Origin of the sequence: Brotonthovivens ammoniilytica, assembly GCF_025566885.1 — a bacterium.
GTDB classification, from domain to species: Bacteria; Bacillota; Clostridia; order Lachnospirales; family Lachnospiraceae; genus Brotonthovivens; species Brotonthovivens ammoniilytica.
This window is the reverse complement of sequence record NZ_JAOQJQ010000007.1, coordinates 19,197-32,690: the sequence shown is the minus strand read 5'-3', so window position 1 is coordinate 32,690 and position 13,494 is coordinate 19,197. Positions and strand designations below refer to the sequence as shown.

The following is a 13,494-nucleotide window of genomic DNA, read 5'->3' as shown; positions in this document are numbered from 1 at the left end:
AATTCGTATACAAATATTTTTTTGCACAAATAATTCGTATACGAAACAGGAGGCGGAACATGGGATTATTAGAAGGAAAAACAGCTGTTATTACGGGAGCTAATTCAGGAATTGGTAAAAAAACAGCTATTATGTTTGCCAACGAAGGGGCAAATGTGGTTTTGGCGGCCAGGCGGCTGGAGAAATTAAAGGAAGTGGAAGCAGAAATAGTAAAAAATGGCGGCAGGGCCATATCCGTGCAGGGAGATGTCAGCGTAAAGGAAGACTGTGAAAAAATTGCAGACACAGCCTTCCAGTTTTTTGGGGCAGTTGATATTCTGGTGAATAATGCGGGAATGGCTGATAAGCACCGGCCGATTACCAGATGTTCTGATGAGTGGTGGAAAGAAATCTGTCAAGTGAATCAGGATTCGGTATTTTATATGACACGGGCGGCGCTGAAATATATGGAAAATCAAAGTTTGGCTTCTATTGTCAATGTGTCTTCTATCGGCGGTGTATTTGCTAACAGCGGTATTGCATACAGTGCTACAAAGGCGGCGGTAATTGCCATGACCAAGAATGTTGCAATCCAGTTTGCGGGAAAAGGAATCCGCTGTAACGCAGTTTGCCCGGGGCCCACACCGACGCCTTTAAATACACCGGAGCAGCTTGCCACATTTGATAAAGAGTTCGCAGATCTTTGCTCGGAACATATGTATATGCAGGTGCCGGAAGCCAGTGTGGAGGATCAGGCAAATGCAATTCTTTATTTTTCTTCCGATATGTCAAAAGCAGTTACCGGACAGGTCCTTGTAGTAGACTATGGATGCACCCTGTAACAAAAGTATTTAAAATTACATAAGGCATCGGCACTTTTCAGCTTTATCACAACACAGTATTTCCTATAGAGTAAAAAAAGCCGTCACCTTCCATTTTGTCTGGAAAGTGACGGCTTTTTAAAATCCGCAGATTACAGTGTGCAATTATATGACTAAGACTGAGATTCTAACGGAAATTTCTTCATTAAAAACCGCTGTCCTCCGGAGCAGAGCGCTGCCAGCAGGATTCCCAGGAAAAATGTAACAGCAAGGCCGATGATGTTTTCGCCTCCCTGAGAAAAAGTTAAGCAGACTCCGGCAAAAATAATTGGCATGTGTCTCAGTGGTGTGTTTTTCAGTATCTGCAAATGTATGTACATGCTGACTGTTGTGCCCAGCACAATGGAGAGAAAACTTCCGGCGGCAGTACCAAGGCCCATGAGGGTACCGAATACAAAAATCAAAAGGAAATCAAACTGTCCCCATGCAAGGCCGCAGTAAGCTGACAGTAAAAGGCCGGGAGACTGTTTGGGAGCAAGATCCATGGCAAAATAAATTCCAAGACATACAAACATCACCCAGGGAATGCCGAAATCTGTCCAGCTGTTATAAAAATGATAAAAGACTGCAGAAAGAAAACTGGTCCAGATAGAAAATAGTATAATTGTTTTTCGACTCACTGAAATTACCTCCCGGCTTTTACTTTGTCAGAAAAGATTTCTTTTGGATTGTCAGTAAGCAGAGCTTCAATCTGGCAGTCAGACAGTCCGCGCTGTTTTAAGCCTGGAAGTACTTTACAGCCGATCGTGCGGATATTGGCGTCTTTTAAGGCCTCTTTCATAAAATCGGTCATTACAATAGGCCGGCCCAGGTTTACGTTTACAGAATCGTGTCCCAGCAGGATTTTATTTCCATAGCCTTTTTCTGCCAGTGTCTGGATCAGATTCATTCTCTGTTCATCTGTAGGTGTATGGAATAAATCACCTTGAAGACCAAATCTGTCCAGGTTGATATAAACGCCATAAGATAAAACTTCTTCATGATAAGCAAGATCAAGACTGCCGCACATATGCCCGATAGCAATTTTTGACGGGTCTGCACCATTTTCAATCAGCAGTCTGGCCTGTGCAGGTCCCATAGTTCCCTGCTGGGTATGGGTAATGATAACTACTCCGGTTTCTTTCTGAACCCGGGCAGCAGCCTTAAAGAAATGTTCTTCCATAGGAGTGATCTGGTCTTTGCTGCTGGCAAGCTTAATGACCCCGGCTTTGATATCGGTGCCCTCGATTCCGCAGGTTATCTCAGCTTTCATCATTTCATAGATTTCCTGTTCAATATCGGCAAACCCGCTGCGGAACTGCCAGTAAGCAAAAGAACTTTCGGCTTCGAAATAGTAGCCGGTAGAACAGATAATCTGCATTCCAGTCATTTCAGACAGCTTTTTTAGAAACTTAACATTTCTGCCGCATTCGTTGGTGGTTGCGTCTACAATGGTCTGAATGCCATAAGACTTTGCATCCGCAATGGCCTGTAAGCAGGCAGACAGATAAGCTTCTTCCTGAAAACCGCCTAAAGTAGCGTCTCCCTGGAAACCGCAGTAACCAAATAAGAAATGCTCATGCATAAGAGTACGGCCCAGCTGGTCAGTGCTCAGAGGACCTGTTACAGAATTGATTGTTTGATTGTTCATTAAAAATAACCTCCTGAATGTTTTTGCCTGAAAACGATACGGAGTTATTTTTGTCTGTGTCTTCAGTATAAAGGAAGCAGCTTGAAACGGTCAAGAAGCAGGGATCAGATCCCGGAAACGATTCGTTATAAGGTTATTCGCAAACTGTATTTCAACCTTTTTATCAGATCAGTTATACTTTAACTTGCCTGAAACAAATAAATAAAAAAGATGATACGGGGTTTTTCGTCAAAATATAAGTTGATAATTAAATATAGTAAAAGTATGTGTTTTTCTGATCTGCTGTTTGCAGCAGACAGATCCGAAGACATATGCACCAAAGCCACAGGATAAAATTCAGTTATGTTCTGTGGCTTTTTGTTTTAAAGCTTTTTGTTTATAGTTTGTTTTTATGCTTTTTGGATAAAGATTTTAGGTAGTTCCTATCTGGTGACTGGTTATTCTGTTCTGACATAAGCATTAGCAAAAAAATGAATTTCCAATTCAAAAAGGGGTTTGATACAATTCTCACAACAAAGCTGTTAGATGAAAGGAGAACTAAACAATGAGAAAAGTAGAAGTAAACGAGGCAGTAGCCTACAATGCACCGGGACATTTTGATATGCGTGCAATCAGACTTCACAGTGTAGAGGAGAGCGGATGTGAAAACTTCACATTGGGAATGTCACATTTTCTTCCGGGGGGTGGAACAGAATATGTGGAGCCGCCGGTAGAACTGATTTACTTTGTACTGGAAGGAGAAATGACTGTTTCTGATAAAGATGGAAATGAAATCTGTGTACTGAAGAAACATGATTCTATGCATTTTGATACAGGAGAAGGAAAATCCATTCTGAATAAAACAAATTATCCGGCTACCATGCTGGTAATCGCAAGTATGCTTCCTGCAAATCTGCAGTAAATTGGGGAAATGATGTAAGGTAAGGGACTACATCATTGATAGGAGAGGTTAGATGAATCAGAATAAAGTAAGTTATAATTTCGGAAAAAAAGGCTGGGGAATTATTGGTTATGAAGTAATTCTTCTGTTCTTTATGACAGGTATGACGGTAGATGGTCTTAACATCATCGTACCGAATATGGCGGCATTTAAAGGCTGGGATGCAGATTTACTGCTCTCTATATCCACACCGGCACAGATTATTGCTCTGTTTTTAGTGGTGTTCTGGGGCGGCCTGATTAAAAAGTTTGGATTAAAGAGGGTTACGGTAATTACCATGTTTCTGGCGGCGGCAAGCACCATACTTTATGGAAACTCCATGTCAGTGGCTATGTATGCAGTTATGCTGGTTTTAATGGTTGTATTTATCAATGCGTTTGCTCTTAACTGTGGTTTTGCTATCTGTGCCAACTGGTTTCCTACCCAAAAGGGAATTGTTATGGGATTTGTTACCATCGGAATGAATCTGGCCAGCGCTATTATCAATCTGATTTTAAATGCGTTAACACAGCGTTTAAATATTTCCTGGGCGATTTCAATTATGGGTATTGTAATTGCCATTGTAGCGGTATTTATTATCCTCTTTGTAAAAGCAACACCGGAAGAGGCAGGATGTCTCCCTGATAATGATCCGGAGGTTGCAGCGCTGATACATAAAGAAGAGGCAGAACTGAAAAATGTGGAGACATTGTCTTATAAAGATGCGTTAAAAAATCCAAAGGTATGGGTTCTTGGAATCGGATACGGATGTTTTGGACTGGCAACCTTAGGCATTATGTCCCAGCTGGTTGATTATTTCCAGACAGCAAGAGGATTTGGCGTAAATACTGCTATGTATACAGTTACTATTGCTGCGATTATCGGTATGGTTGGCTCCTGGCTCTGGGGTGTTGTAGATCAGAAGATCGGAACAAAGCTGACCTCTGTCATTTTCGGATTCTGGTATTTTGTAGGTATTGTATTTTTGATTCTTCCGTCTAGTTTCTGCATGTATATTGGTATTTTTATGCTGGGATTTGCAATTGGAGGAAACGGAAACTTCCCGCCTTCCATGGCAAGCTATGTATTCGGACGCCGCGACTTTACTGTTTCATACAGCTGTATGAATATGGTAGTGGGCGTTGTAAGATCACTTTCTTTCGTACTGCTGGCAGTTTTCAGAGGCAGATTTGAGGGATATACCATTCCATATCTGCTCTTTGCATCCATCAGTATTGTGGGAGCAATTCTGATTGCTTTCGTAAAAGTAAAAGGAGCAGTAGGAAGCTCACTGGAGCAGCAGAGCGAGACTTGAAAAAAATAAGTCAACAATTTCAATGAATATTTACCATTTGAAAGCCGGGGAGAAATCTCCGGCTTTCAGCATGTGAAGTTATCTCTTTCGTTCTATGATTGACAATAATTTCCTTTGTCTATACTATAATAATCAGAAGCTTAGGAAAGATGAGGAAATCCATGAAAGAACGGAAATTGTTAAAAAACAAATACTATTTATATCTTACAGAATTTTTTGCGGGCATGTCAGTTATGGCGGTGGAGCTTGGAGCCAGCAGGCTTTTGGCTCCTTATTTCAGCTCCTCCCAGATTGTCTGGACCATTATTATCGGAACGATTATGATTGCCATGGCTCTGGGAAATATCTGGGGCGGCAGAAGCGCGGATAAAAACCCAAACCCGGACAAGCTGTATGCAAGGCTTTTGTTTGCGGCGGTCTGGATTGCCGCAATTCCTGTGCTTGGAAAATATGTTGTGCTGGGAATTTCGGCAGCGCTGGTATTTACCATTAACAGTAATTTTCTTGTGTGGGCGGCATTTTTAGCCTGTATGATTATTTTTGTATTTCCGCTGTTTTTGCTGGGGACAGTAACTCCGTCTCTGGTGAAATATTCTGTGGATAATTTAGAAAATAACGGAAAAACTGTGGGAACTTTAGGGGCTTTTAATACCATCGGAAGTATTATCGGTACCTTTCTTCCCACCTTTGTGACCATTCCGGCTGTGGGTACTGCCGTTACATTTTTTATCTTTGCGGGAATCTTACTTGTTCTGGCTTTGATTTATTTTCTGAGTGTAAAGGTAAAGATCGTAAAATGTATTGTTGGAATTGTCCTGTTTCTCATCTGCGCACTGTTTGGCACTTCCTTTCAGAGCTTTGCATTCTGGGAGAAAAACCTGCTGTACGAAGGAGAGTCTATTTACAATTATCTGCAGGTAAAAGACACAGATGACAGTGTGATTCTTTCCACAAATGTCCTGTTTGGCGTTCAGTCCATTATGAAAAAAGACGACAGTCTCACCGGCATGTATTATGATTATGCACTGTCAGCACCGGTGATGGCTCATATTTCCCAAAAGGAAGATCCAACGATTCTGGTTCTTGGGATGGGCACAGGAACCTTTGCCAGCCAGTGCAGAAAATATTTCCCCAATGCATCTGTGGAGGGCGTAGAAATTGATCAGAAAATCACAGATCTGGCCAGAGAACATTTTGAATTAGCAGAGGATATTCCTGTAACAACATATGACGGACGAGCTTATCTGCAGGCAGTAGATAAAAAATATGATGTTATTATGGTGGATGCTTATCAGGATATTACCATTCCTTTCCAGATGTCTTCACAGGAATTTTTTACTATGGTAAAAGATCATCTCACAGAAGACGGGGTGATGGTTGTCAATATGAATATGCATACGGAGGAAAAGGGAAACATCAATGAATATCTCTCAGACACCATTGCTTCCGTATTTCATGACGTGGTAACTGTGGATGTTCCCTACAGCACCAACCGGGAGCTGTTTGCCGGGAGCAGTGAAGATCTTGCAGAAGAACTGAAAGCAGGAGCCGCTAAGATTACCGATCCAAAATTAAAGGGCCTGATGGAGGAGACAGCATCCGGGATTCATAGGTATCAAAAAGGGAATTACCTGCTGACTGATGATCAGGCGCCGGTGGAACTGCTGGGGATGCGGGTGATTGATGCGCTGATTCAGGATGAAGTCAGCTACTATAAAGAGATATTTAAAACAGAGGGCATTGGGGGACTGCTAAACAGTTTTTAAAGGAAGAAAAAATATCTTGTTTCAAAGCTTCCAATCAGTTATGATAAAAAGTAATGCAAATCGTTAAAATTGTGAAGTAAGTAAAAAGGGTGAAAAACATGAAGTGGAATAAATATACGATAGAGACTACCACAGCGGCGGAAGATTTTATCAGCAGTATGCTCTCGGATCTTGGAATTGAGGGCGTGGAAATTGAAGATAACATTCAGCTGTCCCAGAAAGATACTGCCAAGATGTTTATCGACTTTCTTCCGGAACTGCCTCCGGATGAAGGGGTAGGAAAGGTCAGCTTTTATCTGGATGCCGGGGAAGATCATACGGAAATTTTAAAACAGGTGAAAGAAGAGCTTGAACAGCTGCGTCTGTTTACAGATGTGGGAGCGGGAACCATTACAGAAAGCCAGACAGAGGATGTAGACTGGATTAATAACTGGAAGGAGTTTTTCCATTCCTTTACTATTGATAATATTGTTATCAAACCTACCTGGGAACCCCTGGAGGATGGGGATAAGGATAAGATTCTGATAGAGATTGATCCCGGAGTTTCTTTTGGAACCGGCAAGCATGAGACCACACAGCTTTGCATCAGACAGCTTGGAAAATTTTTAAAAGCCGGTGATCAGGTGCTGGATTTAGGATGCGGCAGCGGGATTTTATCCATTGTCAGTTTAAAGCTTGGGGCGGCCCATGTAACGGGAACTGATATTGACGACGACTGTATGATTTCTACTTATGATAATATGGAAGTGAACCATCTGCCAAAAGAGCAGGGAACCTTTTATGTAGGAAATCTGATTGATGATATCGATCTTCAGCAGAAGGTCGGAACAGAAACGTATGATGTTGTTGTGGCAAATATACTGGCGGATGTGATTATTCCAATGGCGCCGGTGATTCCGGCAAGAATGAAATCCGGAGGGATTCTGATTACATCCGGTATTATTGATTTTAAAGAAACAGAAGTAAAAGAAGCCATTGAATCTGCAGGTCTTGAGGTCATAGAGATTGCACATCAGGGCGAGTGGGTCAGTATTACAGCGCAGAAAAAGTAAGCAGGTGAATCAATGCATCAGTTTTTTGTAGATGATAGTCAGATCGGTAAGGAGTATGTAACTATTACCGGCTCTGATGTGAATCATATCAGAAATGTGCTCCGCATGAAGTGCGGTGAGAAAATCAGAATCAGCAGCACGGGAGGACAGAATTTGTACTGTGCGGTTGCAGAGGTTGGAGAAGATTTTGTACAGGCAGATATTTTACAGGAAGAGGCCGTATTGACGGAACTGTCTTCTAAAATTTATCTGTTTCAGGCGCTTCCAAAAGGAGACCGGATGGAAATGGTAATAGAAAAGGCTGTGGAGCTTGGGGTGTATGAGATTATTCCGGTTGCCATGAAATACTGCGTGGTGAAGCTGGATGAAAAAAAAGCAGCCAACAAAATCCGCCGCTGGCAGGCGATTGCAGAGAGCGCTGCAAAGCAGTCCAAGCGGAGTATGATCCCACAGATACATCCTGTTATGAGTTACCGGGATGCCCTTCAGTATGCCAAAACCTGTGAGATTAATCTGGTTCCTTATGAAAATGAACGGGGAATGAAAGCTACAAAGGAGGCTCTTGATGCAATAGAACCGGGAAAGTCTGTAAGTGTGATCATCGGTCCCGAAGGCGGATTTTCAGAAGAGGAGATTGCGGCTGCCAGAGCGTCCATGGAGGTCATATCCCTTGGCAAGCGGATTTTAAGAACCGATACGGCAGGGATTTGTGTGATGTCTCTTGTGATGTCAGCCATTGAAATGAAAGAAATGCAGGAGTAAGTGTGATGGAAGCTTATTTAGATAATTCAGCTACAACAAAGTGTTCAGAGACCGTCAAAGATTTGATGATGAAAGTTTTGATTTCTGACTATGGAAATGCTTCTTCCATGCATATGAAGGGCGTGGAAGCGGAGCGGTATATCAAAACGGCGGCGTCTCAGATCGCAAAAACTCTCCGCTGTTCGGAAAAAGAAATTATATTTACATCCGGAGGGACAGAGTCCAACAATCTGGCTCTGATTGGGGCTGCTATGGCCAACCGCCGGGCGGGGATGCATCTGATTACCACCTCTGTGGAGCACCCTTCTGTGAAAAATACCATGCTTTTTTTAGAGGAGCAGGGGTTTCGGATTACCTATCTGAAGGCAGACCGGGATGGAATCCTTGATCTAGAGCAGTTAAAGGAAGCAGTCTGTGAGGATACGATACTTGTTTCCATGATGATGGTAAATAATGAAATGGGAGCAGCAGAACCCATTGAAGAGGCGGCAGAAATCATTCATAAGAAAAATCCTAAAACCCTGGTTCATGTGGATGCTATTCAGGCTTATGGAAAATATAAAATTGTACCTAAAAGACTGGGGATTGATTTGATGTCTGTCAGCGGACATAAAATACATGGTCCCAAAGGAATCGGATTTTTATATATCAGAGAAAACACAAAAATAAAACCCATCAGTTTCGGGGGAGGACAGCAGCGTGATCTGCGTCCGGGTACGTTAAATACACCTGGCATTGCAGGACTGGGACTGGCGGCTCAGGAAGCATATGAAGACTTTGATGAAAAAATAGACCATCTATATAAAATAAAGCAGCAGTTTGTGCAGGGTGTACAGGCGGTGGAAGGCGCAGTTGTAAATGGAAAAACAGGAAGAGATTCGGCGCCGCAGATTGTAAGTGTCAGTTTTAAGGGGGTTAGAAGCGAAGTGCTGCTTCATGCGCTGGAGGATTGTGGGATTTATGTATCTGCTGGAAGCGCCTGCGCCTCTAATCACCCTTCGGTGAGCAGTACTCTGCAAAGCATTGGACTGCCAAGAGAGCTTCAGGAGTCAGCCATCCGTTTTAGTTTCAGCATCCACACGCAGCCAGAAGAGATTACATATACATTGAAGGAACTTTCAAAGTTAGTTCCCATGCTTCAAAGATACCGCAGGCATTAAAAAGAGGAGAACATTATGATATTTCATTCATTTTTGATAAAATACGGAGAAATCGGTATTAAGGGAAAGAACCGTTATCTGTTTGAGGATGCACTGGTTTCCCAGCTTACATTTTCATTAAAACCGGTGGAAGGTGAGTTTGAGATTACAAAAGAGCAAGGACGCATTTATGTCAATGCAAAGGGAGAATATGATTATGATGAGGCTATGGAGGCCATGACAAGAGTCTTTGGTGTTGTTGGCGTCTGCCCTATGGTTCAGGTGGAGGATCAGGGCTTTGAGCAGTTGTCAAAAGATGTTCTTGCTTATCTGGAGCAGGTTTATCCCGATAAAAACAAAACCTTTAAAGTCAATTCCAGAAGAGCCAGAAAGAATTTCCCGCTGGATTCACAGGAAATTAATATGGAACTGGGAGGAATCATTCTGGATGCATATCCGGAAATGAAGGTAGACGTTCATCAGCCGGATATTATGTTAAATATTGAAATCCGAAATATGATCAATATCTATTCGATAATTCTTCCGGGCCCGGGAGGAATGCCGGTGGGAACCAACGGAAAAGCAATGCTTCTGCTTTCAGGAGGAATTGATAGTCCGGTGGCGGGTTATATGATCGCAAAGAGGGGCGTTCAGATTGACGCTGTTTATTTTCATGCCCCCCCTTATACAAGCGAGCGCGCTAAACAAAAGGTAATTGATCTGGCAAAAATTGTTGCCCGTTACAGCGGCCCCATTCATTTAAAGATTGTAAATTTCACAGATATTCAGCTGTACATCTATGATCAGTGCCCCCACGAGGAACTGACTATTATTATGCGGCGCTATATGATGAAAATAGCAGAACATTTTGCCGGAGAGGACAGATGTCTTGGACTGATTACCGGAGAAAGTATCGGACAGGTGGCAAGCCAGACCATGCAGTCTCTTGCGGCCACCAATGAAGTATGCACCATGCCTGTATACCGTCCGCTGATTGGTTTTGATAAAAATGAAATCATAGCTGTTTCAGAGAAAATCGGAACGTATGAAACTTCCATCCAGCCCTTTGAAGACTGCTGTACAATTTTTGTGGCAAAGCATCCGGTTACAAAACCGAATTTGAATATTATTAAAAAGTCGGAAACAAAACTGCAGGAAAAAATTGATGAGCTGATGAAGACAGCCATAGAGACAACAGAAACAATTGTAGTGGAGGCATAAAAAGAAACCTGCCTGCGGCGGATGCATCAGCAGCATATATGCTGTCCGCAGCAGTGCGCCTCCCTGAGGAGAGGGTTATACAATAGGAAACTTTAATTTCCTATTGTATAAAAAACGGACCAGCAGATAATTGCTGATCCTTTTTCCTTTGTATATTCTTGGATTGTTTTGAAATTAAATAATATATGGTTTCAGTTTCTCCATAATGGCATCTGAGTTTGATGATGTATGAATGGAAAGATCCAGTGGTTTGGAAAGATCCAGACTGAAGATGCCCATAATAGATTTTGCATCAATCACATATCTTCCGGAGATTAAGTCAAAGTCACAATCAAATTGTGTAATTGTATTTACAAAGCTTTTAACTTTATCAATTGAATTTAATGAAATCTGTACTGTAATCATGTATTAGTCCTCCTAGAAAAATAAATTGATTCTGCATTAATAGTAACTTTTTTCAAACTAAAAGTCAATAAAATAGAGGTAAAGAAAATGAAAAAAGCAGCATTGCATAATCTTGGATGTAAAGTCAATGCTTATGAGACAGAAGCCATGCAGCAGATGTTAGAGCGGGCGGGATATGAGATTGTTCCGTTTTCGGCAAAAGCTGATATCTATATAGTGAATACCTGTTCTGTGACAAACATTGCAGACAGAAAATCCCGGCAGATGCTTCACCGGGCAAAAAAAATGAATCCGGACAGTATTGTAGTGGGTACCGGATGTTATGTGCAGACGGCCTTTGAAGAGGCCCAAAAAGATCCGCTGGTAGATATTTTAATCGGAAATAACTGCAAAAAAGATCTGCTTGAGCTGATTTGGAAATTTGAACAGGAGCATCAAAACGAGCATCGCTTCATAGATGTAAATCAGGGCGTTATAGAATATGAAGAGTTGTACCTTACCAAAGCAGCAGAGCATACAAGAGCTTTTATAAAAGTCCAGGACGGGTGCAACCAGTTCTGCAGCTATTGTATTATTCCTTACGCAAGAGGCCGGGTGCGCAGCAGAAAAACAGAGGATATTTATAAAGAGGCGTTAAGTCTTGCACAAAACGGATACCAGGAGCTGGTGCTTACCGGAATCCATTTAAGCTCCTTTGGGCTTGACCACAAAGAATCTCTGCTGACATTGATTCAGACCCTTCATGGGATTGAGGGCATCCGCCGGATTCGCCTGGGGTCTTTAGAGCCGGGCATCATAACAGATGAATTTGTTTCGGAATTAAGTAAACTAAAAAAGGTCTGCCCGCATTTTCATCTGTCTTTACAGAGCGGCAGCGGTACGGTGTTAAAACGTATGAACCGGAAATACACGCCGGAAGAATACAAAGACAAATGCCGGATTTTAAGAACCTATTATGAACATCCGGCACTTACTACAGACATTATCGTTGGTTTTCCCGGGGAAACAAAAGAAGAGTTTCAGGAGACACTTGCATTTGCCGAAGATATCAGATTTTATGAAATTCATGTATTTAAGTATTCGGTACGAAAAGGAACCCGTGCGGCTGTTATGCCCGGGCAGGTTTCAGATCATTTAAAAAATGAACGCAGCAGCAGATTAATTGCTCTGGCAGAAAAGCTGAAACAGGAGTTTGTCCGCTGGTATCAGGGAAAAAGCGTGTCTGTTTTATTTGAAGAAGAGGAAGAAATAAACGGGCAGCGCTATATGAAAGGATTCACTCCAGAATATGTAAAAGTCAGTCTGCAGACCCGGGAGCATCTGGAAAATCAGATAATGGAGGTTGAATTTTCGGGGGATTTATATTAAAATAACAGAGAAATGTTATTGGACATACGGATAAAAAGCGAATGAGGTTATTAATATGCAGGACATGAGTCATACACAATATTTTAAAGTACAGAAGGAACCGGAGCTGGGAATCAGCGATATTCTGGAAGTCGTTTATCAGGCAATGTCTGAGAAAGGCTACAATCCGGTGAATCAGATTGTTGGATATATCATGTCCGGCGATCCAACCTACATTACCAGTTATAAGAATGCCCGTAATCTGATGATGAAAATTGAGCGGGATGAGCTAGTAGAAGAAGTGCTGAAATATTATATCAAAAAACATTCCTGGGAATAGGCGGTTAAGATATGCGTATTATGGGATTGGATTTTGGTTCAAAGACAGTGGGAGTTGCAGTCAGCGATGCTTTGTTAATTACTGCCCAGGGGGTGGAGATTATCCGCAGAAAAGCGCCCGGCAAGCTGCGGCAGACTCTTGCAAGAATTGATGAATTAAAAGAAACATACGAAGTTGATAAGATTGTGCTGGGATTTCCCAAGAATATGAACAATACCCAGGGGGAACGCTGTGAGAAGACCCTCCAGTTTCAGGAGATGTTAGAAAAGCGTACGGGGCTTGAGGTAGTATTGTGGGATGAGAGGCTGACAACTGTTGCGGCTGACCGGGCAATGATGGAAGGCGGCATCCGCAGAGAAGACAGGAAAGATTATGTCGATAAGCTGGCTGCCACTTTTATTTTGCAGGGCTATCTGGATTATCTGCATAATCAGATGTAATTTAGAGGAAAATATGGAAAAAATAATGTTAAACGCTCCGGACAGCGGAGAAGCAATTGAATTATTTGTGTTAGAGCAGACCTGTATTAATGGCAGAAATTATCTTCTGGCAACGGAAGAAGAGGAGGCGGACTCTGACGCATATATTTTAAAAGAGATTCAGACAGAGGGTGAGGACACTGTCTATGAATTTGTAGAAGATGACGTGGAACTTGATGCCATATCCAGAGTTTTTGAGGAGATGCTGGAAGATGTTGGTATTGAAAGATAAATGAAAAAGATACGATAATGTTTTAAG

General features: G+C 42.1%; 15 protein-coding genes. 12 read left to right on the top strand and 3 right to left on the bottom strand.

Translation table 11 applies throughout. The features are described 5' to 3' along the window. The first annotated feature begins 59 nt into the window (after nucleotides 1-59). Entirely contained in the window at nucleotides 60-821 is a 762-nt protein-coding gene (locus tag OCV88_RS13905) for an SDR family NAD(P)-dependent oxidoreductase (protein ID WP_158426050.1), read from the top strand. 152 nt (nucleotides 822-973) lie between these two features. On the opposite strand, the gene OCV88_RS13900 is transcribed toward OCV88_RS13905, so the two are convergent. Continuing rightward, nucleotides 974-1,480 (bottom strand): DUF1097 domain-containing protein, encoded by a 507-nt coding sequence (locus tag OCV88_RS13900; protein ID WP_158426049.1) that lies wholly within the window; start codon nucleotides 1,478-1,480, stop codon nucleotides 974-976. Nucleotides 1,481-1,485: 5 nt separating this feature from the next. Then, on the bottom strand, nucleotides 1,486-2,490 hold the full coding sequence (locus OCV88_RS13895; RefSeq protein WP_158426048.1) for a phosphotriesterase family protein: 1,005 nt from the start codon (nucleotides 2,488-2,490) through the stop codon (nucleotides 1,486-1,488). 544 nt (nucleotides 2,491-3,034) lie between these two features. On the opposite strand from OCV88_RS13895, the gene OCV88_RS13890 reads away from it, so the two are divergent. The 7 genes from OCV88_RS13890 (at nucleotide 3,035) to thiI (ending at nucleotide 10,664) form a co-directional block, all read left to right on the top strand. Further along, a complete protein-coding gene (locus OCV88_RS13890) occupies nucleotides 3,035-3,391 on the top strand; it encodes a cupin domain-containing protein (RefSeq protein ID WP_158426047.1) in 357 nt (118 codons plus the stop codon). A gap of 52 nt (nucleotides 3,392-3,443) precedes the next feature. After that, complete coding sequence (locus OCV88_RS13885) at nucleotides 3,444-4,724, top strand: MFS transporter (RefSeq protein ID WP_158426046.1); 1,281 nt, start codon at nucleotides 3,444-3,446, stop codon at nucleotides 4,722-4,724. A gap of 161 nt (nucleotides 4,725-4,885) precedes the next feature. Continuing rightward, complete coding sequence (locus OCV88_RS13880) at nucleotides 4,886-6,490, top strand: spermidine synthase (RefSeq protein WP_158426045.1); 1,605 nt, start codon at nucleotides 4,886-4,888, stop codon at nucleotides 6,488-6,490. 98 nt (nucleotides 6,491-6,588) lie between these two features. Next, complete coding sequence (gene prmA / locus OCV88_RS13875; RefSeq protein ID WP_158426044.1) at nucleotides 6,589-7,542, top strand: 50S ribosomal protein L11 methyltransferase; 954 nt, start codon at nucleotides 6,589-6,591, stop codon at nucleotides 7,540-7,542. 12 nt (nucleotides 7,543-7,554) lie between these two features. Further along, nucleotides 7,555-8,304, top strand: coding sequence for a 16S rRNA (uracil(1498)-N(3))-methyltransferase (locus tag OCV88_RS13870; RefSeq protein WP_158426043.1), 750 nt, complete (start codon nucleotides 7,555-7,557; stop codon nucleotides 8,302-8,304). Between the two features lie 5 nt (nucleotides 8,305-8,309). After that, the gene (locus OCV88_RS13865; protein WP_158426042.1) at nucleotides 8,310-9,464 is read left to right on the top strand and encodes a cysteine desulfurase family protein; all 1,155 of its coding nucleotides are present in this window, start codon (nucleotides 8,310-8,312) and stop codon (nucleotides 9,462-9,464) included. A gap of 15 nt (nucleotides 9,465-9,479) precedes the next feature. Then, nucleotides 9,480-10,664, top strand: coding sequence for a tRNA uracil 4-sulfurtransferase ThiI (gene thiI, locus OCV88_RS13860; RefSeq protein ID WP_158426041.1), 1,185 nt, complete (start codon nucleotides 9,480-9,482; stop codon nucleotides 10,662-10,664). Nucleotides 10,665-10,838: 174 nt separating this feature from the next. On the opposite strand, the gene OCV88_RS13855 is transcribed toward thiI, so the two are convergent. After that, nucleotides 10,839-11,069, bottom strand: coding sequence for an HPr family phosphocarrier protein (locus OCV88_RS13855; RefSeq protein ID WP_158426040.1), 231 nt, complete (start codon nucleotides 11,067-11,069; stop codon nucleotides 10,839-10,841). A gap of 87 nt (nucleotides 11,070-11,156) precedes the next feature. On the opposite strand from OCV88_RS13855, the gene mtaB reads away from it, so the two are divergent. From mtaB to OCV88_RS13835, 4 genes are read left to right on the top strand one after another with little or no spacing between them, the layout of a single operon-like run. Then, nucleotides 11,157-12,437 (top strand): tRNA (N(6)-L-threonylcarbamoyladenosine(37)-C(2))-methylthiotransferase MtaB, encoded by a 1,281-nt coding sequence (gene mtaB / locus OCV88_RS13850; RefSeq protein WP_158426039.1) that lies wholly within the window; start codon nucleotides 11,157-11,159, stop codon nucleotides 12,435-12,437. A gap of 55 nt (nucleotides 12,438-12,492) precedes the next feature. Then, on the top strand, nucleotides 12,493-12,756 hold the full coding sequence (locus OCV88_RS13845; RefSeq protein WP_158426038.1) for an IreB family regulatory phosphoprotein: 264 nt from the start codon (nucleotides 12,493-12,495) through the stop codon (nucleotides 12,754-12,756). An 11-nt stretch (nucleotides 12,757-12,767) separates the two neighbouring features. Continuing rightward, the gene (ruvX, locus tag OCV88_RS13840) at nucleotides 12,768-13,196 is read left to right on the top strand and encodes a Holliday junction resolvase RuvX (protein WP_158426037.1); all 429 of its coding nucleotides are present in this window, start codon (nucleotides 12,768-12,770) and stop codon (nucleotides 13,194-13,196) included. A 13-nt stretch (nucleotides 13,197-13,209) separates the two neighbouring features. Next, a complete protein-coding gene (locus OCV88_RS13835; protein WP_158426036.1) occupies nucleotides 13,210-13,467 on the top strand; it encodes a DUF1292 domain-containing protein in 258 nt (85 codons plus the stop codon). Nucleotides 13,468-13,494: the final 27 nt, after the last annotated feature.